23 protein-coding genes are annotated in these 26,347 nt (G+C 67.9%); 15 read left to right on the plus strand and 8 right to left on the minus strand.

Annotated elements, in window-relative coordinates; genetic code table 11:
- Positions 1-89: 89 nt before the first annotated feature.
- The 12 genes from doeA (at position 90) to FHR96_RS13420 (ending at position 15,661) form a co-directional block, all read left to right on the plus strand.
- A complete protein-coding gene (gene doeA, locus FHR96_RS13365; protein ID WP_183388185.1) occupies positions 90-1,289 on the plus strand; it encodes an ectoine hydrolase DoeA in 1,200 nt (399 codons plus the stop codon).
- A 10-nt stretch (positions 1,290-1,299) separates the two neighbouring features.
- On the plus strand, positions 1,300-2,313 hold the full coding sequence (doeB, locus tag FHR96_RS13370; RefSeq protein ID WP_183388186.1) for a N(2)-acetyl-L-2,4-diaminobutanoate deacetylase DoeB: 1,014 nt from the start codon (positions 1,300-1,302) through the stop codon (positions 2,311-2,313).
- A gap of 23 nt (positions 2,314-2,336) precedes the next feature.
- The gene (locus FHR96_RS13375; protein WP_183388187.1) at positions 2,337-2,816 is read left to right on the plus strand and encodes an Lrp/AsnC family transcriptional regulator; all 480 of its coding nucleotides are present in this window, start codon (positions 2,337-2,339) and stop codon (positions 2,814-2,816) included.
- 181 nt (positions 2,817-2,997) lie between these two features.
- Positions 2,998-3,867, plus strand: a complete 870-nt coding sequence (locus FHR96_RS13380) for a carbon-nitrogen hydrolase family protein (protein WP_183388188.1) — start codon at positions 2,998-3,000, stop codon at positions 3,865-3,867.
- A gap of 182 nt (positions 3,868-4,049) precedes the next feature.
- On the plus strand, positions 4,050-5,525 hold the full coding sequence (locus tag FHR96_RS13385) for a biotin carboxylase (RefSeq protein WP_183388189.1): 1,476 nt from the start codon (positions 4,050-4,052) through the stop codon (positions 5,523-5,525).
- Between the two features lie 59 nt (positions 5,526-5,584).
- The gene (locus FHR96_RS13390; protein ID WP_183388190.1) at positions 5,585-6,574 is read left to right on the plus strand and encodes a C45 family autoproteolytic acyltransferase/hydrolase; all 990 of its coding nucleotides are present in this window, start codon (positions 5,585-5,587) and stop codon (positions 6,572-6,574) included.
- A 34-nt stretch (positions 6,575-6,608) separates the two neighbouring features.
- A complete protein-coding gene (locus tag FHR96_RS13395; RefSeq protein WP_183388191.1) occupies positions 6,609-9,386 on the plus strand; it encodes an aminotransferase class I/II-fold pyridoxal phosphate-dependent enzyme in 2,778 nt (925 codons plus the stop codon).
- Positions 9,387-9,571: 185 nt separating this feature from the next.
- The gene (locus FHR96_RS13400; RefSeq protein WP_183388192.1) at positions 9,572-11,053 is read left to right on the plus strand and encodes an NAD-dependent succinate-semialdehyde dehydrogenase; all 1,482 of its coding nucleotides are present in this window, start codon (positions 9,572-9,574) and stop codon (positions 11,051-11,053) included.
- Between the two features lie 148 nt (positions 11,054-11,201).
- Positions 11,202-12,611 (plus strand): aspartate aminotransferase family protein, encoded by a 1,410-nt coding sequence (locus tag FHR96_RS13405; RefSeq protein WP_183388193.1) that lies wholly within the window; start codon positions 11,202-11,204, stop codon positions 12,609-12,611.
- Positions 12,612-12,713: 102 nt separating this feature from the next.
- Positions 12,714-13,712, plus strand: a complete 999-nt coding sequence (gene eutB, locus FHR96_RS13410; RefSeq protein ID WP_183388194.1) for a hydroxyectoine utilization dehydratase EutB — start codon at positions 12,714-12,716, stop codon at positions 13,710-13,712.
- Positions 13,713-13,971: 259 nt separating this feature from the next.
- The gene (locus FHR96_RS13415) at positions 13,972-14,919 is read left to right on the plus strand and encodes a cyclodeaminase (RefSeq protein WP_183388195.1); all 948 of its coding nucleotides are present in this window, start codon (positions 13,972-13,974) and stop codon (positions 14,917-14,919) included.
- A gap of 67 nt (positions 14,920-14,986) precedes the next feature.
- Positions 14,987-15,661: a haloacid dehalogenase type II gene (locus FHR96_RS13420; protein ID WP_183388196.1), complete on the plus strand. Its 675-nt coding sequence runs from the start codon at positions 14,987-14,989 to the stop codon at positions 15,659-15,661.
- 7 nt (positions 15,662-15,668) lie between these two features.
- Here FHR96_RS13420 and FHR96_RS13425 read toward each other — a convergent pair whose 3' ends face one another.
- The 8 genes from FHR96_RS13425 to FHR96_RS13460 form a co-directional block, all read right to left on the minus strand.
- The gene (locus FHR96_RS13425; RefSeq protein WP_246392940.1) at positions 15,669-16,397 is read right to left on the minus strand and encodes a DUF3047 domain-containing protein; all 729 of its coding nucleotides are present in this window, start codon (positions 16,395-16,397) and stop codon (positions 15,669-15,671) included.
- Positions 16,398-16,410: 13 nt separating this feature from the next.
- The gene (locus FHR96_RS13430; protein ID WP_183388197.1) at positions 16,411-17,028 is read right to left on the minus strand and encodes a TIGR04282 family arsenosugar biosynthesis glycosyltransferase; all 618 of its coding nucleotides are present in this window, start codon (positions 17,026-17,028) and stop codon (positions 16,411-16,413) included.
- Positions 17,018-17,746 carry a TIGR04283 family arsenosugar biosynthesis glycosyltransferase gene (locus FHR96_RS13435; RefSeq protein WP_183388198.1) on the minus strand — a complete coding sequence of 243 codons (729 nt, stop codon included), beginning with the start codon at positions 17,744-17,746 and terminating at the stop codon, positions 17,018-17,020. Before FHR96_RS13435 ends, FHR96_RS13430 begins: the two co-directional genes overlap by 11 nt.
- Before the next feature lie 37 nt (positions 17,747-17,783).
- Positions 17,784-18,449, minus strand: coding sequence for an ATP-binding cassette domain-containing protein (locus FHR96_RS13440; protein WP_183388199.1), 666 nt, complete (start codon positions 18,447-18,449; stop codon positions 17,784-17,786).
- Positions 18,450-18,463: 14 nt separating this feature from the next.
- Positions 18,464-20,155, minus strand: a complete 1,692-nt coding sequence (locus tag FHR96_RS13445; protein ID WP_183388200.1) for an ABC transporter permease — start codon at positions 20,153-20,155, stop codon at positions 18,464-18,466.
- A gap of 30 nt (positions 20,156-20,185) precedes the next feature.
- The gene (locus FHR96_RS13450; RefSeq protein ID WP_183388201.1) at positions 20,186-21,427 is read right to left on the minus strand and encodes an ABC transporter substrate-binding protein; all 1,242 of its coding nucleotides are present in this window, start codon (positions 21,425-21,427) and stop codon (positions 20,186-20,188) included.
- Positions 21,427-22,530 (minus strand): aminoglycoside phosphotransferase family protein, encoded by a 1,104-nt coding sequence (locus tag FHR96_RS13455; RefSeq protein WP_183388202.1) that lies wholly within the window; start codon positions 22,528-22,530, stop codon positions 21,427-21,429. Before FHR96_RS13455 ends, FHR96_RS13450 begins: the two co-directional genes overlap by 1 nt.
- Positions 22,531-22,779: 249 nt before the next feature.
- Positions 22,780-23,184: a VOC family protein gene (locus FHR96_RS13460; protein ID WP_183388203.1), complete on the minus strand. Its 405-nt coding sequence runs from the start codon at positions 23,182-23,184 to the stop codon at positions 22,780-22,782.
- A gap of 101 nt (positions 23,185-23,285) precedes the next feature.
- Between FHR96_RS13460 and FHR96_RS13465 the strand changes: the two genes are divergently transcribed.
- Genes FHR96_RS13465 through FHR96_RS13475 form a run of 3 tightly spaced genes read left to right on the plus strand, consistent with a single transcriptional unit; the run spans position 23,286 to position 25,963 of the window.
- Complete coding sequence (locus tag FHR96_RS13465) at positions 23,286-23,600, plus strand: putative quinol monooxygenase (RefSeq protein WP_183388216.1); 315 nt, start codon at positions 23,286-23,288, stop codon at positions 23,598-23,600.
- Positions 23,601-23,659: 59 nt separating this feature from the next.
- Positions 23,660-25,156 (plus strand): NfeD family protein, encoded by a 1,497-nt coding sequence (locus FHR96_RS13470; RefSeq protein ID WP_221195824.1) that lies wholly within the window; start codon positions 23,660-23,662, stop codon positions 25,154-25,156.
- A 39-nt stretch (positions 25,157-25,195) separates the two neighbouring features.
- The gene (locus tag FHR96_RS13475) at positions 25,196-25,963 is read left to right on the plus strand and encodes a slipin family protein (RefSeq protein WP_183388204.1); all 768 of its coding nucleotides are present in this window, start codon (positions 25,196-25,198) and stop codon (positions 25,961-25,963) included.
- Positions 25,964-26,347: the final 384 nt, after the last annotated feature.

Genomic DNA, 26,347 nt, shown 5'->3' on the forward strand with positions numbered 1-26,347 from the left:
GTGGCCGGCAAGTCCGCCTTGGGCCCCGGCCGCCTCCCAGGACAGGAGACGCCCGGGATCGGTGATGTGATCGTTGGACGAGCGATTTCATGATTCAGGTTTCCCTGCCTTTCACTCGCGAAGAATATGCCGGCCGACTCTGGAAAGTCCGTGCCGAGATGGCGAGCCGGGGCATCGACGTGCTGATCATCAGTGACCCTTCGAACATGGCCTGGCTGACCGGCTATGACGGTTGGTCCTTCTATGTGCACCAGTGCGTGCTGCTGGGGCTGGAGGGCGAGCCGGTGTGGTATGGCCGGCGCATGGATGCCAACGGGGCGCTGCGCACCTGCTGGATGGACCCGGATAACATCACCTACTACCCGGATTACTACGTGCAGAATCCGGACATGCATCCCATGGAGTACCTGGCCCAGTCGATCATGCCGGATCGCGGCTGGCACGAGGGCGTGGTGGGCATGGAGATGGACAACTACTACTTCTCGGCCAAGGCCTACCAGTCGCTGCTGCGCGAGCTGCCGCATGCCCGCTTCATGGACGCCAATGCCCTGGTCAACTGGTGTCGAGCGATCAAGTCGGCCCAGGAAGTCGAGTACATGCGCATTGCCGCGAAGATCGTCGAGGGCATGCATTCGCGAATCCTCGAGGTGATCGAGCCGGGGCTGCCCAAGAGCAAGCTGGTGTCGGAGATCTACCGCGTCGGCATCGAGGGCTGGAAGGACGAGAACGGCAAGGTCTTCGGTGGCGACTACCCGGCCATCGTGCCGATGCTGCCCACCGGCAAGGACGCTGCCGCGCCTCACCTGACCTGGGACGACACCCCGTTCCGCGAGGGCGAAGGCACCTTCTTCGAGATCGCCGGGGTGTTCAAGCGCTATCACGCGCCCATGTCGCGCACCGTCTTCCTGGGAAGGCCGCCAGCGGAGTTCGTGCGCGCCGAGTCGGCGCTGCTCGAGGGCATCGAGAACGGTCTCGAGGTCGCCAAGCCCGGCAATCGCACCGCCGACATCGCCATGGCGCTGGGCGCGGCCATGGACAAGTACGGCTTCGACCGGGGCGGGGCACGCTGTGGCTATCCCATCGGCATCAGCTACCCCCCTGACTGGGGCGAGCGCACCATGAGCCTGCGTCCTTCCGACGAGACCATCCTCGAGCCGGGCATGACCTTCCACTTCATGCCGGGCCTGTGGGTCGAGGACTGGGGCCTGGAAATCACCGAGAGCATCCTGATCACCGAGACCGGCTGCGAGACGCTGGCCGACTTCCCCCGCCAGCTGTTCGTCAAGTAAGGAGCACCCCATGAGCAAGCGACCCAGCCCCATCTCTGCTACCGTCGACTTCGAGGCCGAGGGCGTCCAGCACGGCTTTCTGAAGCTGCCGATCTCCAATGACGAGTCGGCCTGGGGCGCGGTGATGATCCCGATCACCGTGGTCAAGAACGGCGAGGGCCCCACCGCTCTGCTGACCGGCGGTAACCACGGCGACGAGTACGAGGGCATCACCGCGCTGCAGAAGCTGTCGAGCTCGCTGTCCGCCGAGGAGGTGCAGGGCCGGGTGATCATCGTGCCGATGATGAACACCCCGGCTGCCCAGGCCGGTCGGCGTACTTCGCCCATGGACGGCGGCAATCTCAATCGCAGCTTCCCCGGCGACCCGGATGGCAGCGTCACCGAAAAGATCGCCGACTACTTCACCCGCACGCTGGTACCGATGTGTGACGCGGTACTCGACCTGCATTCCGGCGGTCGTACCCTGGACATCGTACCCTTCGCCGCCTCCCACGTGCTCGACGATGCCGACCAGCAGCGTCGTGCCCTGGACGGCGCCAAGGCCTTCGGCGCCCCCTACGCCATGATGATGTTCGAACTCGACGCCGAGGCACTGTTCGACACCGCAGTAGAGCGCCAGGGCAAGGTGTTCGTGGCCACCGAGCTCGGCGGCGGCGGCACCTCCACCCCCGAGAGCCTGGCCATCACCGAGCGCGGCATTCGCAATTTCCTGATCCACTTCGGGCTGGTCGAGGGTGAGCTGGCCTCGCCGAAGGCGCCGCAGGTCTACCTCGACATGCCGGATGCCAGCTGCTACGTGCAGAGCGAGCATTCCGGGCTGCTCGAGCTGACGGTGGCGCTGGGCGAGACGGTGGAAGAAGGACAGGTGATCGCCCGGGTCTATGACATGACGCGCAGCGGCAGTGCCCCCATCGAGTATCGGGCCGGTCGCGGCGGCGTGCTGGCGGCACGCCGCTTCCCGGCCAACGTCAACATGGGCGACACCATCGCGGTGATCGCCGAGGTCGTCGAGTCGCTCGGTTGAACCCGCACGGAAGATAAAGGCCCATGAAGCTCGATCGCTACGATCTGAAGATTCTCGAGATCCTGTCCAGGGATGGACGCATTACCAAGTCACGTCTGGCCGAGGCCATCAACCTGTCCGTCAGCCCATGCTGGGAGCGGGTACGGCGCCTCGAGAAGGCCGGCATCATCGAAGGCTACGGGGCGCGACTCAATCCGGCCGTGCTCAAGTCGCGCACGCCGGTATGGGTGCAGATCGAGCTCAAGACCCACAACGTCGAAAGCTTTGCCCGCTTCGAGTCGCTGGTTCGCGAGACGCCGGAGGCGGTCGAGTGCGTGGCCGTGGGCGGTGGGGTGGATTACCTGGTCAAGTTCGAGGCCGATTCCATCGACGCCTATCAGCGTCTGATCGACGCCTGGCTGATGTCCGACGCCGGTATCGAGCGCTATTTCACCTACATCGTCACCAAGGCCGTCAAGCGGCCCTCAAGCGGCTTCGCCGCGTCCGACTTCGCGTCCGGCTGAGTGCCCGCGGCGCGACGTGTCTTCTGCGTTGATTCGCCTCGCCGCCCATGGCATAAGCTAGAAGAGTGGTGGGGCAATCCCCACCCTGCCGGGCGATCCCACCGGCGCTGCATGAATCCAGACGCCGGCCCAAGGACCGAGCCCGTAGTGATTCGAGATCGCCTGACGCAGAGGGAATGACATGTCCTATTTCACGATTGCCGGTGTCCAGATGCATGCCCTGCATCACGGCGACAACACCGAGGCCATGCGCCATCGCATCGACGTGCTGATGAGCCGTTTCCCCCAGGTGCAGATGGTGCTGTTCAGCGAGCTGATGCCCATGGGCGCCTCGCCGCACCATGCCCAGCCGCTGCCGAGCCATGCCGAGGCGATGTTCTGCCAGCTGGCCGAACAGCATCGCATCTGGCTGATTCCCGGCTCGATGTTCGAGCAGTGCGACGACGGCATCTACAACACCCTGTCGGTGATCAACCCTCACGGAGAGGTGGTGGCCCGCTATCGCAAGATGTTTCCCTTTCGGCCGTACGAGGCCGGCGTTGAGAGCGGCGGCGAGTTCGTCGTCTTCGACGTGCCGCGGGTCGGCCGGTTCGGCGTGTCGATCTGCTACGACATGTGGTTCCCCGAGACCACCCGCACCCTGGCGGCGATGGGCGCCGAGGTGATCCTGCACCCGACCATGACCGACACCATCGACCGCGACATCGAGCTGGCCATCGCGCGGACCAATGCCGCGGTCAACCAGTGCTACTTCTTCGACATCAACGGTGCCGGGGCCATCGGCAATGGGCGCTCCATCGTGGTGGGGCCATCCGGTGATGTCATTCACCAGGCCGGCACCGGCGAGGAGATCATGCCCGTCGAGGTCGACCTGAGCCGCGTGCGCCGCGAGCGCGAGACCGGCCTGCGCGGGTTGGGGCAGCCGCTCAAGAGCTTCCGCGACCGGCGCGTCGATTTCTCGCTGTACCGCAACGAGAGTGGCTCATCGCCCTTTCTGGAGACCCTGGGGCCACTCGAAAAGCCACAACGAACTAATATTGAGGAGTACTGAGCGTCTCGAACGGGTAACCACGGAACACAGGAGCCTCCATGTTCGCCCGAATCTTCGATGGCCTACGCCGCCTGTTCCATTCGTCCGCGGCCGCCGGTAACGCCGGAGCCGACCAGCCCGAGCCCCCCGCCTCTGCCGAGGCGGGGGGCGAGGCTTCCGTTGACACCCAGGGAGCGACCACGATGAGCAGCAAAATAACAAGCATTGCCGATGTCCGTCGTCATTTCCTCAACAACAAGCGACCGATCTATTTCATCTCGGCGACCAACTTCAATCTGCTGGGAATCGGTGACTGGGTCGGGAACTTCCGCCATATCAACTACATCGACTGCTTCGACCGACGTCAGCGCAACGTCTTCGTGCCCCGTGAGAAGTTTCCCCGCGACTTCGAGGGCATCGAAGACATCAACAACTACCTCCTCGAGCACAAGGAGGTGATCGACTTCATCCAGTCCCGTGCCCAGGGCGACGATGCCGGCGTCGCCGCTTTCCTGATGTTCGACGAGCACACCGAGGAAGTCTGCGAACAGTTGGGGCTCAAGGTCGCCTTCCCGCCGGCGGCGCTGCGTTCGCGCATGGACAACAAGATCGAGACGGTACGCATCGGCAACAAGGCTGGTGTGCCCAGCGTGCCCAACGTGCTGGCCAAGGTGGGCAGCTACCAGGAACTGCTCGACGTCAGCCGCGAGCTGGGTACCGACCTGGTGGTACAGACCGCTTACGGTGATTCCGGCCACACCACCTTCTTCATCGCCAGCGAGGACGACTACTACAAGCATGCCGAGGAGATCGAGGCCGAGCCCGAGGTCAAGATCATGAAACGCATCGACTGCCGCGGTTCGGCCATCGAGGCGTGCGCCACCCGCAGTGGCACCGTGGTGGGCCCGTTGATGACCGAACTGGTGGGCTTCAAGTCGCTGACGCCCTACAAGGGCGGCTGGTGCGGTAACGAGATGTTTGCCGGGGCCTTTTCGCAGGAGGTGCGTGACAAGGCCCGCGAGTACACCTTCAAGTTCGGCGAGGCGCTGCGTGAAGAGGGCTATCGCGGCTACTTCGAACTCGACTTCCTGATCGACATGGCCACCCACGATGTCTATCTCGGCGAACTCAACCCGCGCGTCACCGGGGCCAGCTCGCTGACCAACGTGGCGGCCTTCGCCCACTCCGATATCCCCTTGTTCCTGTTTCACCTGCTGGAGTTTTCCGACCAGGATTTCGATCTCGACATCGCCGAGATCAACGAGCGCTGGTCGCATCCCGACAGCATCGACAGCTGGAGCCAGCTGGTGATCAAGCACACCGAGGAGAGCGTCGACCTGCTCACGGCGGCACCGGCCTCCGGGGTGTGGCGAATGGAGTCGGACGGCAGTATCGCCTACGACCACTACGACTCCCATCCCCACGCCGCCGAGAACGAACGCGAAGCCTTCTTCCTGCGCATCAGCGGCGAGGGCGATTTTCGCTACGAGGGGGCGGATCTCGGCATTCTGATCACTCGCGGGCGGCTGATGGACGACGACTTCCAGCTCACCGAGCGGGCCAAGGCGTGGATCGAGGGCATTCGCGGCCAGTTCGCCGGCCAGCCCCTGCAGGACCCGGTGGTGGAAGAGGTCGCCGTCAGCCATGCCATCGGCGGCGGCAACTTCAAGATCCTATGAGCGGGAGACACCACCCCGGCCCGCCACCGGGCAGGACGCCCTGGGGCGGGCCGGACAAGATGCTGGATTTTCGCACCGTACGGGAGGAGGCACCGGGTCCCAAGTGGCAGTCGCTGTTCGACTACCATTGGCCGGCCTACGAGCAGTGGTATCTGAGCGAGGGCGAACGCGAACGGCCCGCCTACCTGGCCTGCTTTAACGCCCTGCGACGCCACATGCCCGAGCTGGTGGGCACCTATCGGAGCCTGTGCGAGCTGGCCGGGGGAGGCGATCTCAGCGCTCGCTTGCTGAGCCTGTATCGTCCGCCGGCCTATATCACCGGCTGTTCCCAGGCAGTGCTGGCCCGGCCGTCCGCGACGGTGCTGGCCCGCAACTACGATTATCCGCCGGAGCTGTGCGAGGGCACCATCCTCTACAGCCGCTGGAACCAGCGCCGGGTCATCGCCATGTCCGATTGCCTGTGGGGCGTGCTCGACGGCATGAACGACGCCGGGCTGACGGTCTCCCTGGCGTTCGGCGGACGCAAGGCGGTGGGCGACGGCTTCGGCGCGCCGATCATACTGCGCTACGTGCTGGAGACCTGTGACGACGTGCATCAGGCTTCCGAGGTATTGGCCCGGGTCCCCACGCACATGGCCTATAACATCACCGTTGCCGACCGGGCAGGCCGTTACGTGACGGCGATGATTGCGCCCGATCGCCGTGCCAGCATCCGCCGCGTGCCGGTGGCTACCAATCACCAGAAGAAAATCGAATGGTATGCCCATGCCCTGGCGTCGGAAACGCTGATCCGCGAACGCCAGCTGTCGATCCTGGTGGACGACGAGAGCACCAGCGAGGCGCGTTTCGTGACTGCCTTCGCGGCGCCGCCGCTGTTCCGCCACGATTACGGCCGTGGCCTGGGCACCATCTACACCGCCGTTTATCGACCGGCCGAGGGGCGAGCCAGCTTCCGCTGGCCGGGGCTCGCCCTGGAACTGGGCTTCGACGACTTTCCCGAGGAGCGCATCACCGTGCGCTACGGTGCGCGGGGGCTCTATACGGGCTGAGAGGGTGCAGAACAAGAGTCATAAGGGGATCGCCATGCACGAGAGCAGCCAAACCGAAACGCCTTACACCGCGCTGGGGTTCTATCACAAGATCTCCCAACTGCGCGCCGATACCTGGAACGCGCTCAAGCGCGATCTCGGTCATCTGGTGCGCCTCAAGGACGAAGGAGGAGAACGACAGCTGGTCAAGGCGATCGACGTCAAGCTCACCCGCCTGGAGATCATCGAGGACTATCATGCCTTCCCCTCCAAGGAGGATTTCCGGCATATCTGGGCACTGTTCGATCGCGAGGAATACGTCCTGCTCGAGAAGGTGGTCAAGCGTCTGGTGCGCGCGCTGATCAGCGAATCCTACCGGCGTCGCCACGTCGACCTCAGCGAGACCGATGCCGATGCCGAGGACCTGGAGACCCTGGACGCCCTCAACCAGCTGCGTCGCGGACATCCGGCCTCCAACAGCTCGGCCCAGCCCTACTTCGAGCTGTTGATCGTCGACAACTGCTCGCCACAGGAAGAGGAGGTGGTTCGCGAGGCGTTCCACAACCTGCGGCGCCCCGAGGACAAGTTCGTCTACGACGTGGTCACCGCGCGCAGCTTCGAGGACGCCCTGATCGCGGTGCTGGTCAATCCCAACATCCAGGCCTGCCTGATCCGCTTCGATTTCCCCTTCAAGTCGAAATACAACCTCAGTGCGCTGCGCGGCTATCTCGAGGGATTGTCCGAGCAGTCGCTGGAGGATCAATCGGAGGCGGAGCGCAGCATCCTGCTCAGCTCGATGATCCACGAGCTGCGTCCCGAGATGGACCAGTTCCTGGTCACCAGCGGCGACGTGGAGGCCACGGCGAGCCGCGACATCCGCTACTTCAAGCGGATCTTCTACCGCGAGACGGATTACATCGAGCAGCACCACACCATCCTGCGCGCCATCGACGACCGCTATCGCACGCCTTTCTTCGATGCCCTGCGCGAGTACAGCCGCAAGCCCACCGGCGTCTTCCACGCCATGCCCATCTCGCGCGGCAAGTCGGTGACCCGCTCGCACTGGGCGGGACACATGATCGACTTCTACGGCATCAATATCTTCCTCGCCGAGACCTCGGCGACCTCGGGCGGTCTGGATTCGCTGCTGCAGCCCTTCGGACCGATCAAGAAAGCCCAGGAATACGCCGCTCGAGCCTTCGGCGCGCGCCAGAGTTTCTTCGTCACCAACGGCACCTCGACCGCCAACAAGATCGTGGTGCAGGCGCTGATCAAGCCCCGCGACATCGTGCTGGTCGACCGCGACTGCCACAAGTCGCACCACTACGGCATGGTGCTGGCCGGAGCCCACGTCAGCTACCTGGACTCCTACCCGCTCAATGACTACTCGATGTACGGGGCGGTGCCGCTGCGCGAGATCAAGAAGACCCTGCTCGCCTACCAGCGCGCCGGCGAGCTCGACCGAGTGAAGATGCTGCTGCTGACCAACTGCACCTTCGACGGCGTGGTCTACAACGTGCGCCGGGTGATGGAGGAGTGCCTGGCAATCAAGCCGGATCTGGTGTTCCTGTGGGACGAGGCCTGGTTCGCCTTCGCCTCCTTCAACCCCACCTATCGGCCGCGCACCGCCATGCATGCGGCGCGCACGCTGCGCGACCGCTATCGCAGCGAGTCCTACCGCGAGGAGTATGCGGCCTGGAAGGCCGAGTTCGACGCCCTCGACCCCGAGGACGACGCCACCTGGCTCGATCGGCCGCTGATGCCCGATCCCGACCTCGTGCGCATCCGCACCTATGCCACCCACTCGACCCACAAGACCCTGACCTCGCTGCGCCAGGGGTCGATGATCCATGTCTATGACCAGGAGTATCGCCAGCGGGTCGAGGCCCCGTTCCACGAGGCCTATATGACCCACACCTCGACCTCGCCCAATTACCAGATCCTGGCCTCGCTGGACGTGGGACGCATGCAGGCCGAGATGGAGGGCTTCGAGCTGGTCCATGCCCAGGTCGAGGCGGCGCTGTCGCTGCGCGAGCAGCTGTATACCCATCCGCTGCTGCAGAAGTACTTCCGAGTGCTCAAGAACAGCGACATGGTGCCCGGCGAGTATCGCGAATCGGGAGTGGAATCCTTCTACGATCCGGTGACCGGCTGGAACCAGATGGAGGAGGCCTGGGCCCGCGACGAGTTCGTGGTCGACCCTACCCGGGTCACCATCGCCATCGGCAATACCGGGGTCGACGGCGATGCCTTCAAGAACGAGTACTTGATGAACAAGTACGGCATCCAGATCAACAAGACCTCGCGCAATACCGTGCTGTTCATGACCAACATCGGCACGACGCGCGGCTCCATTGCCTACCTGCTCGACGTGCTGATCAAGCTGGCCAAGGAGTTCGAGTACCGCTGGGAGGAGAGCAGTCGCCCAGAACGCAAGATCATCGAGCATCGGGTCCACTCCCTGACCGAGGAGCTGCCGCCGCTGCCTGATTTCAGTCGTTTCCACGACGCCTTCCGGCGCGGCAGCGAGACGCCCGAGGGCGACATCCGCAGCGCCTACTTCCTGAGCTACGACGAGGAGAACACCGAATACCTGCGCTTCGACAACGGTGCCCTGCAGGCCGAGATGCGCCAGGGCCGGGACGTCGTCTCGGCGAGCTTCGTGATTCCTTACCCGCCGGGCTTCCCGGTGCTGGTACCGGGACAGGTGGTCAGTGAGGAGATCCTGCATTTCCTGCAGGCCCTGGACGTCAAGGAGATCCACGGCTATCGCCCGGAACTGGGCCTGCTGGTCTTCACCGAGGCCGCCCTGGCCGAGCCGCCGGCGTACTGAGGGGGACCACAAAAAAAATCACAACCTGACGGCGCCGGAACGAAAAATCGCTTCGTTTCCGGCGCCCGACTTCAAAAACTCCCATCCGCTGATCTGCCTTACCCTGACACCATTGCGCGGCACCCGCCGCGCTGGTCATGTCACCGCCGGTATCCACTCGCGCCGGCGTCCCAGGGGAGGTGCTTATGACGCTGTCCAACATGCTCACTGATCCGCGTCTGTTCCGTCAGTACGCCTATGTCGACGGTAAATGGACCCACGGTGACGAGGGTCGTGAGGAGGCCGTCGTCGATCCCGCCACCGGCGAGGTGCTGGGCCATATTCCGCTGCTCGAGCCGGCCCAGATCACCGCCGCCGTGGACGCCGCCGAGGCTGCTTTCGTGCACTGGCGGGCGATGCGCGCCGACGAGCGCTGCGAGCGCCTGCTGGCCTGGTACGACCTGCTGCAGGCACATCGTGAGGACCTGGCGACCATCATGACCCTGGAGCAGGGCAAGCCGCTGCCGGACGCCCGCGGCGAGGTGGAGTACGGTGCCAGCTTCGTGCGCTGGTTCGCCGAGGAGGGCAAGCGTACCTACGGCGAGACCATTCCCAGCCACATTCCCAATGCCGCGCTCGGCACGCTCAAGGAGCCGGTGGGCATCGCCGCGCTGATCACGCCCTGGAACTTCCCGCTGGCGATGATCACCCGCAAGGCCGCCGCGGCCATGGCCGCCGGCTGCCCGGTGATCGTCAAGCCGGCCCACGAGACGCCGTTCTCGGCGTTGGCGCTGGCGGAGCTTGCCGAGCGTGCCGGCATCCCCGCGGGCATCTTCAACGTGGTGCTGGGCGACGCCGCCCAGGTCTCCAAGCTGCTGTGCGATGAAGACCGCATCAAGGCGCTGTCCTTCACCGGCTCCACCCGGGTCGGTCGGCTGCTGATCGAGCAGTGCGCGCATACCGTGAAGCGCGTCTCGCTCGAACTCGGCGGCAACGCCCCCTTCATCGTCGGCCCGGACATGGATCCCAAGGAGGCGGCCTACGCCGCCGTGGCGGCCAAGTTCCAGACCGCCGGCCAGGACTGCCTGGCGGCCAACCGCATCCTGGTGCACGAGTCGATCCACGACGAGTTCGTCGAGCAGTTCGCCGAGCGCATGGCGGCGCTGACCGTGGGCAACGGCCTGGAGAGCGAGGTCGACCTCGGTCCGCTGATCCATCGCCAGGCGGTGGAAAAGGCGTCGGCCATCGTCGACGACGCCCTGTCCCGGGGTGCCACCCTGGTGGCCGGCGACCAGGGCCAGGCGCCGGGCGAGAACTTCTTCATGCCCACCCTGCTGACCGGTGTCACGCCGGCCATGAAGGTGTGGCGCGAGGAGAACTTCGCCCCGGTGGCCGGCATCACCGCCTACCGCGATGACGACGAGGTCATCGAGATGGCCAACGATACCGAGTACGGACTGGCGGCCTACGTCTACACCCACGACATCCGCCGCATCTGGAAGCTGCTGCGGGCGCTGGAGTACGGCATGGTCTCGGTGAACTCGGTGAAGATGACCGGCCCCCCCGTGCCCTTCGGCGGCGTCAAGCAGTCGGGCCTGGGCCGCGAGGGCGGCGTGACCGGCATCGACGAATATCTCGAAACGAAATACTACTGCCTGGGGGCGCTGGGGTCGGTATCAGGCAGTTGAACAGCGACGACCGTGGGAGCACAGCTTGCTGCGCGATGGCCAGGCCACACACCCTCGCGCTCTGAAGAGCGCTCCCACGGGGTCACCGCATCATGAAACCGAATATCATCCTCCCCGGCGGAGCCGGGGAGTCTTACTGGAGAAGCGCATGACCACTCACAAGGATCTGATCGATCGCGACCGCAAGGTGACCTTCCACGCCTCCACCCACCTGCGCGACTTCGCCCATGGCGACGCACCGGGGCGCGTGATCACCGGCGGCAAGGGCATCCACATCGTCGACAAGGACGGCCGCGAGTTCATCGACGGCTTCGCCGGGCTCTACTGCGTCAACATCGGCTACGGCCGTACCGAGGTGGCCGAGGCCATCTACCAGCAGGCGCTCGAGATGGCCTACTACCACACCTACGTGGGCCACTCCAACGAACCGCAGATCGCCCTGTCCGAGAAGATCCTCGAGCTGGCCGGCCCCGGCATGTCCAAGATCTATTACGGTCTCGGTGGCAGTGATGCCAACGAGACCCAGCTCAAGATCGTGCGCTACTACAACAACGTGCTGGGACGGCCACAGAAGAAGAAGGTCATCTCCCGCCAGCGCGGCTACCATGGCTCCGGCCTGGCGACCGGCTCGCTGACCGGGCTCAAGGCGTTCCACGACCAGTTCGACCTGCCGATGGCCGGCATCCTGCACACCGAGGCGCCGTACTATTACCATCGTGCCGCCGAGCAGGAGGGCATGACCGAGCGCGAGTTCTCCAAGCACTGCGCGCAGAAGCTCGAAGAGATGATCCTGGCCGAGGGGCCGGATACCGTGGCCGCCTTCATCGGCGAGCCGGTGCTCGGCACCGGTGGTATCGTGCCGCCGCCCGAGGGCTATTGGGACGAGATCCAGGCGGTGCTGGCCAAGTACGATGTGCTGCTGATCGCCGACGAGGTAGTGTGCGGCTTCGGGCGCATCGGTGCCGACTTCGGCAGCCACCTCTACGGCATCAAGCCTGACCTGATCACCGTGGCCAAGGGCCTGACCAGCGCCTATCAGCCGCTGTCCGGCGTCATCGTCGGCGACCGGGTCTGGAGCGTGCTGGAGCAGGGCACCGGCGAATACGGCCCGATCGGTCACGGCTGGACCTACTCCGGTCATGCCCTTGGCTGTGCCGCTGGCCTGGCCAACCTGGCGATCATCGAGCGCGAAGGCCTGACCCAGAACGCCGCCGAGACCGGCGCCTACCTGCAGAATCGCCTGCAGGCCGCCTTCGGCGATCATCCCATCGTCGGCAACGTACGCGGCGTGGGCATGCTGGCGGCGCTGGAGTTCTCCGCCGATCCGGCACTGCGCCGCCACTTCGATCCGAGCCTCAAGGTCGGCCCGCGCGTCGCTGCCGCCGCGCTCGAGGAGAACCTGATCGCCCGTGCCATGCCGCAGGGCGACATCCTCGGCTTCGCGCCGCCGCTGACCACCACGCGTGCCGAGGTCGACGAGATCGTCGCTCGCGCCGAGCGTGCGGTGGGCAAGGTCACCGACGCCCTGGTGCGGGAAGGCGCGCTGCAGACCGCCTGAGGTCACCCTGTGTCATGCGCCATCGCCGCGGGCCCTGCCCGCGGCGATCTTGTGTGAGGCGAGTGGGTGTCGTCATCATGTCGAGAAGGGGGGGGATGCCACATGAACGCGAGCGTTTCCGAAGTCGGCCTGGCCGACTGCTATGCGGCGCGGCGTCGAATCGCCGGGAGGGCAGTGCGTACGCCGCTGACGCGCTCGGCGGCGCTGTCGGCGCGCTTTAATGCCGAGATCCTGCTCAAGTGGGAGACCTGCCAGCCCACCGGCGCCTTCAAGCTGCGCGGTGCCACCAACATGATCGCTGCCCTGCTGGAAAAGCGGGGGCGGGACGCCTTGTCTGCGGGAGTCGTGACCGCCTCCACCGGCAATCACGGCAGGGCCGTGGCCCACGCCGCCGCGACGCTGGGGATTCCCGCTGTTGTCTGCCTGTCGCGGCTGGTGCCCGAGCACAAGGCGGCGGCCATCGCCGCGCTGGGCGCCGAGGTGGTGCGCGTCGGCGACAGCCAGGACGCCGCCTTCGAGGAGGTCACCCGCCGGGTCGAAGAGCGCGGCATGACGCTGATCCCGCCCTTCGACGATCCGCTGGTCGTGGCCGGCCAGGGCACCATCGGCCTGGAGCTGATGGAGGATGTCCCCGACCTGGACCGGGTGATCGTCGGCCTCTCCGGCGGCGGTCTGCTGGGCGGCATCGGCGCTGCGGTCAAGGCGATCCGTCCGGCGACGCGCATCACCGGGGTCAGCCTGTCGCGGGGTGCGGCCATGGCCGAGAGCCTGGCCGCCGGGCATCCGGTGGCCGTGGAGGAAGTGGAGAGCCTGGGCGATTCCCTGGGCGGCGGCATCGGCCTCGACAACCGCTGTACCTTCGCCCTGGTGCGCCGGGTGATGGACGACCACTACGCTGTCTCGGAGCCCGCCATCGCCGCGGCCATGGTCGACCTTCTCGAGCACGAGAAGCAGCTGGTGGAAGGTGCCGCCGCGGTAGGCCTGGCGGCCCTGGTCGAGCACGGCCTCGAGGTGCGTGGGCAGAAGATCGCGCTGATCCTCTCCGGTAACGCCGTGTCGCTAGAGACCCTCGACCGGGCCCGGGCGATGGCGGGGCGCTAGGCTGCGGGCTTCGGGCTACGGGCTGCGGGCTACGGGCTACGGGCTGCGGGCTGCGGGCTGCGGGCTACGGGCTGCGGGCTACGGGCTGCGGGCTACGGGCTGCGGGCTACGGGCTGCGGGCTGCGGGCTGCGGGCTACGGGCTACGGGCTACGGGCTGCGGGCTACGGGATTGGGGCGATGGCGCATTGTCTGCTTCTCTTCCCTCTTCCCTCTTCCGTCTTCACCCTTCACTCTTTCTTCTTCCTTCTGGAGATCGTCATGCAGCTCTACCAACGCGATGCCATCGAACGCGCCGTCGGCATTGATCGTGAGGCCCTGGCGGCGGTGGAAGCCGGTTTCGCCGCCCTGGGGCGCGGCGAGGTGGTGCAGCCGCCGATCCTGTCGATGGCCATCGAGGAAGCCAACGGCGAGGTGGACGTCAAGACCGCGCACATCCGCGGAGCCGAGCGCTTCGCCATCAAGGTCAGCCCCGGCTTCTTCGACAATCCCAAGCTCGGCCTGCCGAGCCTCAACGGCCTGATGATGGTGTTCTCGGCGAAGACCGGCCTGGTCGAGGCGGTGCTCTTCGACGAGGGATACCTCACCATGGTGCGCACCGCGCTGGCCGGCGCCATCGCGGCCAAGGCCCTGGCCCGGGAGGACAGCCGCCGGGTCGCGGTGCTGGGCGCCGGCGAGCAGGCCGAGCGACAGGTGGAGGCGCTGCGGCTGGTGCGCGACATCCACAGCGTCGATATCTGGGCGCGTCGTCGCGAGGGCGCCGAGGCCTGTGCCCAGCGGCTGCGCGCCCGGGGGCTGGCGGTCGAGGTCCACGAGACCGTCTCCGGCGCCTGCGTGCGGGCCGACATCATCGTTACCACCACGCCGGCTCGGGAACCGCTGCTGCATGCTCGCGACCTGCCCGAGGGCGTGCACGTCACCGCCATGGGCTCGGACAGTCCCGACAAGCGCGAGCTGGACGCCTCGGTGTTGACCCGCGCGGATGCCTTCGTCGCCGATACCCGGGCCCAGAGCGAGACCAACGGCGAGCTCAAGGCCTTCACCGGGGGCGAGGTGCCGTTCAAGGTCCACGAGCTGGGGCGGGTGCTCGCCGAAGGCGCCATGCTGCGTCTGTCGGCGTCCACCATCACCGTCTGCGACCTGACCGGCACCGGCGTCCAGGACACCGCCATTGCCGGCTTCGCGCTGTCGCGCCTGGCGGCGCAATGATCCGACTTGTGCCGCGCCGGGCACTGGCTCAGGCTGTGTAGATTCATCGTTTCGAGGAGAGACGCCCATGGCGACGCTACTGGCCTTCGATGTCTACGGCACCCTGATCGATACCCACGGCGTGGTGGCCGAACTGGAGCAGCGCCTGGCCGAGCCGGCGCAGGCGATGGAATTCTCGCGGCGCTGGCGCGACAAGCAGCTGGAGTACAGCTTCCGTCGCGGGCTGATGGGCGACTACGTCGACTTCGTCCGCTGCACCCGCGAGGCCCTGGAGTACATCGATCGGGCTCTCCAGACCCGGCTGTCCGAGGCCGACAAGGATCACCTGATGGGGCGCTACGGCTGTCTGCCGGCCTTTCCCGAGGCCCCATCGGCGCTGGCGCGCCTGGCCGAGGCCGGCATCAGCTGCGTGGCCTTCTCCAACGGCAGCCAGGAGGCGGTGATCCGTCTGCTCTCCGGGGCGGCGCTGCGCGACCGCTTCGAGGACATCGTCAGCGTCGACGAGGTCAAGCGCTTCAAGCCCGATCCGGCGGTCTATTTCCACCTGCGTCAGCGGCTCGAGGCCGACCCGTCCGAGATCTGGCTCGTCTCCAGCAATGCCTTCGACGTGATCGGGGCCCGCCACGCCGGCCTGAGGGCGGCCTGGGTGCGGCGCAGCCCGGAGGCCCCCTTCGATCCCTGGGGCATCGAGCCGGACCTCACCGTGGCCGATCTGGAAGACCTGGCCGATCGCCTGACCTGAGACGACCTCACCGCGGGCAGCGGGGCGGCGTGGCGTCGCTCGACAGGGTCAGGGCGGTGAACCAGGCGGTGGCGTCACCGCCGGCGTTGTCGCCGTCGGTCATCAGCGCCAGGCCGGCGAGTCGCCCGGGACGCTCGCCGAACAGCCGGCGATAGTCGTCGCGCACGTCGCGCACCTCGGCCACCCACTCGCCGACTCGCCCGGGGCCGCCCTGCAGGGCCAGCAGATGGGCCCGGTCGGTGAAGGCGTTGGGCCAGTCGGTGCCGGCGGCCTGGGTCGAGGACCACACGTAGTTCACCGACTGGACCTGCCAGGGCAGCAGGCCGGTACGGCGCACCACGTAGACCCTGGCCGGATAGTCGTCGCCGGCCCTGGTGCGCTCGTCGAGGCCGGGATAGAGGCCCGAGACTCGCCAGCACCACTTGAGGTAGGGCGTGGCGGCCAGCTCGATGTCGCGCTCGAGGTATTTCGCCGAGGCCTGCCCCCGCGCCCGGGCCGCCAGTACCGTCTCGCCGTCGAGGGTCGCCAGCCGATACTCGGTGTGGCCGGCGAAGCTGCGTTCCGGCCAGTCGAGCATCGTCGCGGGCGGGAAACCCTGGGAGGCGGCCATCGCCAGTGGCGCGATCGCCAGGCCAAGCGTTGCCAGGACGAGCATCGCCAGGCCAAGCATCGCCAGCAGGCGAGGGGGCCGGCGCTGTCGGCGATCCTGATCGTGGTTGGGCTTGGCGCTCGACATGGAGCTCCCCTCGTCAAGGTCCATCGTCTTCCCGGGCGGCGAAGCGCACCAGGTCGTCCGGACGGTCAAGGTCCCACACTCGTGCCGGGCAGGCCAGCCGCCAATGCAACGCCGCCGCCCGTGCTCGCGTCTGGGCCATGACGCTGGCGCTGCCCCAGTCGATGCCTTCGAACAGGGCGGGGTCGCTCTCGCGCGCACCGATCAGCCCGTAGCCGCCGTCCTCCGCCGGCAGGCAGACCGCCTCGGCTTCCGCCAGCGCCGCCCAGCAGTCGCGCAGCAGGGCCGGGGTGAGCACCGGGCAGTCGCTGCCTACCACCAGGCCGGGGCCGGCCTCGGCCGCCAGGGCGTGATGCATGCGCCGGCCAAGGTCGCCTGCCTGCTGGGCGGCCAGGGTGATGCCATGGACCTCGGCCAGCTCGATGAACAATGGATGCTCGTGGTCCAGGGCGGTCCAGAGGGTCAGGCGTTCGGGGGCGGTGGCCGCTCGTGCCACGGCCAGGGTGCGGCGCAGCAGCCGCGCATGCAGGGTGGCCGCGCCGGCGGCACCCAGCGCCGGAATCAGCCGTGTCTTGGCCCGGCCGGGCAACGGCGCCTTGGCGAGGACGGCGATTCTCGGGGGCTCAGCGCGCATCGCGATAGGCCTTCGCCAGCCGTGCCACGGGCGTGCCCCGCCAGTAGTCCCAGCGCAGGCGCCACATCAGCCGGACGGTACGCCATACGCCGTGGTTTTCCCAGCGCCGCCCGGAGCTCGTCACTCGGGCGTGTAGGCAGGCCGGCGGCGACTGCCGCTTGAGGTGCCGCGATATCTCGATGTCCTCCATCAGCGGTTGATCCGGGAAGCCGCCTACGGCCTCGAAGGCCGCTCGGGTCATGAACAGCGCCTGGTCGCCGGTGGCGATGCCGGTCAGCCGCGACCGCAGGTTCATGGCGGAGGCGATCACCGCCAGCATGGGATGACGGCCGCTGAGGCGAATGTCGAAGCGGCCCCAGCGGTGTCGGCCCGCGAGCGCCTCGGCGACCAGGTGATCGGCACCCTCCGGCAGCCGGGTATCGGCGTGCAGGAACAGCAGCGTCCCGGCGCGTGTCAGCCGGGCACCGGCGTTCATCTGGCGGGCCCGCCCGCGTTCGCTGGCCGCCAGCCGCGACGCCAGCGGAGCGGCCAGGCGGCGAGTCGCGTCCTGACTGCCGCCGTCGACGACGATGACCTCGACGCCGCGCGCGGCAAGCGGCGCCAGGGCCCGCAGGGTGGCTTCGATGGTCAGGCCCTCGTCGAGGGTCGGCACGATGATCGCCAGCGCTGGCGATGTCGCAGCGTCCGCCGCGGCGGTGTCATTCGAGTGGGAGGCCATGGGGGCGTTCCGGAGTCCGTCCTGATATATCTCCATATTAGCCCTGCGGCTGCGGCGCCAGCTCGATCACCTGCCCGCCGGCCGCCTCGGCGTCCTCGCGATCGTGGGTCACCATCAGGGTCGGCAGCCCCCGGGCACGAATGCGTGCGAACACCAGCCGGCGCATCTCGTCGCGCAGCGTCGCATCGAGCTTGGAGAAGGGTTCGTCGAGCAGCATCGCCCGGGGTTCGGCCAGCAGCACCCTCATCAGCGCGACCCGGGCGCGCTGGCCACCGGACAGGGTGGTCGGGTCGCGGTCGGCGAAGCTGGCCAGGCCGATGTCGTTCAGTGCGGCCTCTATCCTGCGACGCCGCGCTCTGCGTCGCTCGCTGCGTCGTCCGCCGACGGCGGGCAGTCCGAAGGCGAGGTTGCCGCCCACGCTGAGGTGGGGAAACAGCAGCGGGTCCTGAAACAGCAGGCCCAGCCGGCGACGCTCCGGGGGGAGTCGGGTCAGGTCGACATCGCCCAGGCGGATGTGCCCGCTGGCGGTGAAGGCCGGGGCCAGGAAGCCGGCGACCTGGGCCAGCAGGGTCGATTTGCCGACCCCGGAGGGCCCCATCACGGTCAGCACTTCGCCCGCGGCGATGCGTGCGTCCACCGCGACCAGGCGCTGATGGCCGTGGTGGATGACGACGTCGTCGAGGATCAGCGTGGGAGCGGGCATGGCGGACTCCAGGGTCATGGCGACGGGCGGCGGTGGCGAAGCAGCAGGCGTGGCAGGCCGCCGGCCAGGGCGAAACCCAGCGCCGGCAGGGCCAACTGGCCCAGCGCATAGACCGCGGTCAGGCGACGGTCGCCGCCGCTGGCCAGGCTCACTGCCTCGGTGGTCAGGGTGGCCAGGCGGCCGCCGCCAAGCAGCAGGGTGGGCAGGTACTGGCCGACGCTGACCGCGAAGCCGACCGCTGCCGCCACGGCGATCGGCGAGGCGAGCATGGGCAGACGTACCCGCCAGAAGGTACGCGCCCGGGAGGCGCCCAGAGCGGCGGCGACCTGGCCCCAGCGCGGATCGAGTCGGCGGTAGCTCTCGGCCAGCGAAAGGAAGACGTAGGGCAGCACGAACAGGCTATGGCCCAGGGCCGCCGCCGGCCAGCCGGGGGTCAGCCCCAGTTGGGCCTGAAGCTGTACCAGCCCGTAGAGGAAGGCCACCGGCGGCACCAGCAGCGGCAGGTAGAGAATCAGCTGGGTGCCGGGACGCAGCGCGCGGCGACGCAGGGTCTCGGCTTCCAGGCAGCCGATCGTCAGTGCCACCGCGAGCAGGGTGGCGGCGAGGCCCAGGCTGGCGGTATGGGCGAGCGGCCTCGGCGCCGTATCGGCGGCCGCCCGCCAGGTGTCGAGCGTCATCGGCGAAGGCCAGGCGGCGGGGAAGGGCCACCAGGCGGCCAGTGACCATAGCGCGAGTCCCGCCAGGCTGGCGCCCAGCAGCAGGATCGCCAGCCCGGTGAGCCCCGCGCCGAATCCGCGGCCGAGGCGCTCGCCGCGGCGGCGTTGGCCATTCTCCAGCCAGCCGGCCGCCAGCCATGCCACCAGGCGTTCGGTCAGCCACCACATCAGCAGCGCCAGCGCGGTGACGCCGAGCTGCAGCAGGGCGGCGGCCGAGGCCTGGAAGCGCAGCGCCAGGTCGGGATCGCCGAGCCATCTCACCACCGTCACCGCTAGTGTCGGAGGCGTCGAAGGCCCCAGGATCATCGCCACTTCCACCGTCGAGGTGGCGAAGGCGATGACCGCATAGACCGGTAGGCGGATCAGCGGATAGAGCCCCGGCAGCACGGCCTTGGTGAAGGCGTTGAGCCGACCGTAGCCCAGCGCCCGGGCGACCTGCAGTCGCTCGGCGGCCTGGCACTGGGGCAGGGCGGCGAGGCTCATCAGCAGCAGGAAGGGCACCTCCTTGAGCACCAGCCCGGCGATCAGCGCGAGCCCCGCCGGGTCGCCGGGAAACAGGTAGTCTGGCGGCTGCGTCCAGCCGCTCGCCCAGGGCGAGATCAGCCGGCTGGCAAGCCCGGAGGGCGCCAGCAGGAAGGCCAGGCCGATGGCGGCGGCGGCATGCGGCACCGCCAGCAGCGGCGAGAGCAGCCGCCGCACCAGGTGGAAGAGGCGGCTGTCGAGGAAGGCGCCCAGGAACAGCACCACGATAGCCAGTGCCGCCAGGCTGCTGGCAAGCCCGGTGACCAGGCTCAGGCGCAGCATGTCGGGCAGGCCGGGGGCCTGCGCCAGCGCCCGCCAGGGGGCCAGGGTCCAGCGCTCGCCGCCCAGCGCCGGCAGCCAGCCGAAGGCCGGCGCCACCACGCCGGCCAGTCCTGCCGCCACCGGAACGATCAGCAGCAGCAGAGTGAGGCGCGGCACCAGGCGAACCGTGGTCTCGAACAGGGTCATGCGGCGCTGGCTCGTGCCCGGCGGCAGGGCTCAGCCATCGTCGGCATAGCGCTCGCGCCAGCCGGCCTCCAGGGCCTCCATCCAGCTGGGATGGGGTTCCGGGAGCAGCTTGCCCATGGCGTCCGGGGGCAGCCGGGCGGGGTGATCGTCCTCGCTGTCGAAGGCCGCCCGCTGCTCGGAGGTCAGCTTGGTCATGTCGAGTACCGTGGGATCGCCCCAGATGTCGATGTCCTGCTTGCGGGCCTGGGCTTCCGGCGAGAGCAGGAAGTTGGCCAGCACCAGGGCGCCGGCCTTGTGGGCGGCGTTGAAGGGGATCGCCACGAAGTGCACGTTGCCCAGGGTGCCACCGTCGAGCACGTAGCTGCGAGTGCTGGGCGGCAGCTGACGGGCCGCCACTGCGGCGGCGGGCTCCGAGGGGTTGAAGGTGAAGGCCAGCGACAGCTCCCCGTCACCCATCAGCCGCTTGAGCTGCGGGCCGCTGGCGGGGAAGTCGCGTCCCCGGCGCCACAGGTAGGGATGCAGGGCATCCAGGAACTCCCACAGTGGGGCGGTCAGTGCCTCGACATCGTGGCCATCCGTCGGCTCGGCGAGCACGCTCGGGTCCTCCACCAGCTCGATCAGCGCCTGCTTGAGGAAGGTGCTGCCCAGGAAGTCGGGCACCAGCGGGTAGGTGAAGCGCCCGGGATGGGTCTGCGCCCAGTCGAGGAGCTCGATCATGCCGCCGGGTGGCGCCTCGACGCGATCGGCGTCGTAGTAGAAGGTCAACTGGGCCTTGCCCCAGGGCGCTTCAAAGCCGTCGGTGGGCAGCGTGAAGTCGGTACGCACCTCGGGGTGTTCGTCCGGGGCGGTCAGCGCGAGATTGGGCAGGCGCGAGGCGAAGGGTCCGAACAGCAGGTCGTGACGTTTCATGGCGGCGAAGTTCTCGCCGTTGATCCATACCAGGTCGATGGCGCCGTCGTCGACGTTGCCGGCCGATTTCTCGGCGATCACCCGCGACACCGCGGCCGCGGTGTCGTCGAGCTTGACGTGCACCACCTCCACGCCGAATTGCTCGGCCAGGCGCCCGGCGGCCCAGTCGATATAGCGATTGGTGGCGGCGTCACCGCCCCAGGCATTCCAGTACACGGTCTGGCCGCGAGCCAGGGCCTCGATATCGGCCCAGTCCTCGGGGAGCGGCGCCTCTTCGGCCATGGCCGTGCCGAGCGTCGTCAAGGCCAGCAGGGGAGCGAGCAGCGCGTGGGCCGCATGTCGCAGCGGGGAACGAGAAGGCATCACGGTCGTCCTGTGCAGTGAGTGGCGGGCATGAGGGCGTCGAACTCCTCGATGACCCGGCGCAGGGTCGCCGGAGCCAGATAGTGTTCGACCCGCTCGCGGACATGGGCGACAAGCGCGTCCTCGCTGAGCGCGGCGGACCAGTCTTCACCCGAGCGAGCGGCGTCCGGGGCTCGGCGATGCGAGCGACGCCATTTGGCGCACCAGGTCAGCGACCATAGCCACATGGCGCGGCGGCAGGCCAGCAACGCCGTATCGGCATGGTCGTCGCCGGCCGACCCCATGGCGCATCGCCACGCGGCGTGAAAGTCCATGACCTGGCCTGCGTCGAGTATCGCCCGACTGAGCGGATCCCAGGTGGTGGAGGTGTAGAGGCTGGCGTGGGCCAGGTCGAAGCCCGGCAGGCCGTAGCGACACTTCTCCAGGTCGACCAGCACGGCGCGGCCGCCGGCATCGATCAGGAAGTTGCCGGGATGGGCATCGAAGCTGATCAGGGTCGTCATCCTGTCGGCGCCCGGCAGCCGCGACGGCAGCGCCTGCAGCTGGGCCTCGATCAGCGCACGGGCCTGTGGGGCGAGCCCCGCCTCAGGCAGGGCCTCTGCCTGGCCGAGCACCTCGTCGCGCATGGCCTGCCAGGGGTCGGCGGGGGCCAGCAGCGGCGCCTGATCTCCCGCCGCCGGCAGCGGCAGCCGATGCAGGCTGGCGAGGGTGCGGGCAATGGCCGGCAGGTCGTCCGGCAGGCGGGCCGGACGACCCTCGATGGCCTCGACCAGCAGGGCGCCGCGTGGCAGGTCGTCGTCCGGCGGCAGCACGCCATGGAGCACCGGGGTGTTGCCCCCGGCGGCGGCCCTGGCGAAGCAGGCCGCCTGGTAGGCAAGGTTGTCCTCGGCCGTCAGGCGCATCTGGCTCTGCTTGGGGATCCGTGCCACCCGGTCGCCGTCCGCGTGGCGTATCCACACGTGACGATGGGCCAGGCCGGTATCGGCCATCGGCGTCAAGCCGCCGACGCGCTCGAACTCGCCGGCGCGCTTCAGGGCGCGAGCCAGGGCGTCGAGCAGCGGGGGCGGGGCATGTCGGTCGGTGTCGACCGTGGTCGTGGGCATCGGCAATCCTTGTGGTTATCGCTCTTGGCAGGGAGTCGCCGCCGGGCCGTTTGCCTTACCGACGGATGCCGCGCGACCGCGCCGAGACTCTCAGCATAGATCTCGGCGCACGTCTGCCTCAGGTTCCGATGATAACCGCTTGGCGGGCAAGAAAAAGGGCGCCACCGGATCGGTGGCGCCTAACGAGTCAGCATGGCGGGCATGCCGTTGGGTGCGGCGGCCGGGGCCGCCACGAGAGAGAAGCGGGGCTCAGCGCAGCCGCTGGCCGGAGACGCTCGGGTGGTAGAGCGGCTGGACGGTGTTGCCGTCGGGGTCCTTGCAGTAGAGGCTGCGCCCGCCATCGGCGTGGTCGTGGGGGCCGCGGACCACCTCGACCCCTTGGGCCTGCAGGTAGTCGTGCCAGGCGTCCACGTCGTCGCGTTCGTCGACCACGAAGCCGAAGTGGTCCAGGCGCTGCGGCTCGCCGCCGGTATCGGCCTTGGCGCGGGCCAGCGAGAAGTTGTCGTTGCCCAGCGTCAGGTAGACCAGGTCCTGATGGGCTCGACGCAGCACCGACATGCCCAGGACGTCGACGTAGAAGCGTTCGCAGGCTTCCAGGTCCTGAACCTGCAGGGCGATATGGCGCATGCCGTTGAACGGCGCGGGACGTTGCATGGAGCCTCCTTCACGCGAGGGGGTTCAGTAATCAATTGGAAAATGTTTCCATAAAATGGATCATTTCACAACCATGCCTTGCTGCATTCGAGGAGAGCGCCATGTACTGCATCATCGTCCAGACCCGCCTGAAACCCGGTAACCGCGAACGCTTCCTGGAAGCCATGCTCCCCAATGCCGAGGCTTCGGTGCGCGACGAGCCCGGCTGCCACGCCTTCGATGTGATCGAGGACCGCGACAGTCCCGACCTCTTCCACCTCTACGAGATCTACACTGATCAGCAGGCCTTGGCGGCCCATAAGGAAACGCCGCACTACCGGGCCAGCCGGGCCGTGGTCAACGAGCTGATTGCCGAGCAGCAGGTGATTCGCGCCGATGTCCTGGCGACGAACCCCGGCGTTCGCCCGGGCGCCTGATTCGCATCACCGCGCCCGGCACGTGCAACCGGCCCCGCCCGGGGCCGTAGGGAGGCGCCATGAGAATGTCCCGATCGCGTAGCCGGCGGCGTATCCTCCTCGGGTTTAGCCTGGCCTGCCTGCTGCTGGGGGCTTTTTCCGCCTGGCAGGCGACGGCACAGCAGGAGCGCGGCATGGCGCTGGTGATGACCCTCGACGGCGCCATCGGGCCGGCGACCAGCGACTACTTCCAGCGTGGCCTGGAGCTCGCCGCCGAGCGTGAGGCCCGGCTGGTGGTGGTGCAGATGGATACCCCCGGCGGCCTCGACGCCGCCATGCGCGACATGATTTCGGCGATGCTGGCCTCCGAGGTGCCGGTGGCCTTCTACGTGTCTCCCGCCGGCGCTCGGGCGGCCAGTGCCGGCACCTACCTGCTGTATGCCAGCCATGTGGCGGCCATGGCGCCGGCCACCCATCTGGGCTCGGCGACGCCGGTGCAGATCGGCGGTGGGGGCGGGCTGCCCGGCACCGGCGAGCCGGAAACGCCGGACGACCAGGGGGAGGGCGCGGACCAGGGCGATGGGGCTTCCAGCGGCGGCAAGGACAAGTCCGCCGCCGAGCCATCCACCGGCTCGGAGGCGGCCGATGCCGAGGGGCAGCCGCTCGACGCCTCGGACAAGCGGCGCGGCGAGACCGCCATGGAACGCAAGGTGCTCGAGGACGCCGTGGCCTATATCCGCTCGCTGGCCGAGCGCCACGGCCGCAACGCCGACTGGGCCGAGGCGGCGGTGCGCGAGGCGGTCAACCTCACCGCTCGGGAGGCGCTGGAACAGAATGTCATCGACGTGCTGGCCACCGACCTCGACGACCTGTTCGACCAGCTCGACGGCCGCGAGGTGGTGATGGGGAGCGGGACCCTCGTCCTGGACACCGCGGATCTCGCCGTCGAGCGCTTCGATCCCGACTGGCGCACCCGGCTGCTGGCGGTGATCACCGACCCCAACGTGGCCTACTTCCTGATGATCATCGGCTTCTATGGCCTGATCTTCGAGCTCGCCAATCCCGGCAGCCTGGTGCCCGGCACCATCGGCGTCATCTGCCTGCTGCTGGCGCTGTTCGCCTTCCAGGTGCTACCCGTTAACTATGCCGGCCTGGCGCTGGTCCTGGTCGGGTTGGCGTTGATCGTCGGCGAGGCGCTGATGCCCAGCTTCGGAATACTGGGCATCGGCGGTATCGTGGCCTTCGTGATCGGATCGGTGATGCTGATGGATGCGGACACCCTGAACATCTCGCTGCCGCTGATCGGCGGCATCGCCCTGGTGGCGGCGGGCCTGATGCTGTGGGTCATGACCCGCTTCCTGGGGCTGCGCCGACGGCCGGTCCGCACCGGTCAGGAGGAGCTGCTGGGCGTCGAGGCCGTGGCCCTGGAAGACTTCCAGGGCGACGGCCATGTGCGCCTGCGCGGCGAGCGCTGGAATGCCCGTAGCCGGATGACCGTCAGCAACGGGCAGGCAGTCAGGGTGGTCGGCATCGACGGGCTCACCGTCGAGGTCGAACCGCTGGAGGCAAGGTCCTGAGGCCGGTGGCACCGGCCGACACTCTCGAGGAGATACGCCATGATGATTTCCTATCTCGTGCCGCTCGTCCTGCTGCTGATGCTGATCGCGGCTTCGATCCGCATCCTGCCGGAGTACAAGCGCGGCGTGGTGTTCTTCCTGGGCCGCTTCCAGGCGGTGAAGGGGCCGGGGCTGTTCATCATCATCCCCGGCATCCAGAAGATGCAGGTGGTCGACCTGCGGGTGATCACCATGGACGTGCCCGAGCAGGACGTGATCTCCCAGGATAACGTCACCGTCAAGGTCAATGCCGTGCTCTACTTCCGGGTGGTGGATCCGGAGAAGGCGATCATCCAGGTCGAGCACTTCGTCAACGCCACCAGCCAGCTGGCCCAGACCACCCTGCGCTCGGTGCTCGGCAAGCACGACCTGGACGAGATGCTCTCCGAGCGCGACAAGCTCAACGACGACATCCAGGAAATCATCGACGCCTCCGCGGAGGGCTGGGGCATCAAGGTGGCCAACGTGGAGATCAAGCACGTCGACCTGGACGAGAGCATGATCCGCGCCATCGCCCGCCAGGCCGAGGCGGAGCGCGAGCGGCGCGCCAAGGTGATCCATGCCGAGGGCGAGCTGCAGGCGTCGAAGAAGCTGGTCGAGGCCGCCCATATCCTGTCCGAGAATCCTGCCGCCCTGCAGCTGCGCTACCTGCAGACCATGGCGGACATGGGCAGCAAGAGCTCGACCGTGGTATTCCCCATGCCGATGGACCTGCTCAAGGCCTTCAAGGCGATGGGCGGCTCGGGGAGCGACAAGGACGAACGATGAGCCCGGGAGGCACGGATTCCTGGTATCGCACTCGGGACAGCTTGGCGATGCCGCACCAAGGCCCCGCCGCGGCATGCCTTGCCACGATCCGTCTCGACGCCTCTCGCCATGTCGCGGGGACGATAGCCCTGGCGCGATAGCCCTGCACGATAGCCCTGCGGCATGGCCGCAGGATGCAGCGGGGCAGTGCGTCTGATAGACTCTCGCGCTTCCGGCGGGGTGGCCAGCGCCGCACCATGCCCCATCGATTCAGTGCAAGGGAACCGATACACCGTGATGACCCTCCGTTCAGGGCTGATGACTCCGCCCTAGCATTTCCCTCCCGAATTCGGGCCGCGATGACGTCGTCACGATGTCATCGCGGCCGGGCATCGTCTCGATGTC

This window comes from Halomonas organivorans, from assembly GCF_014192055.1.
GTDB classification, from domain to species: Bacteria; Pseudomonadota; Gammaproteobacteria; order Pseudomonadales; family Halomonadaceae; genus Halomonas; species Halomonas organivorans.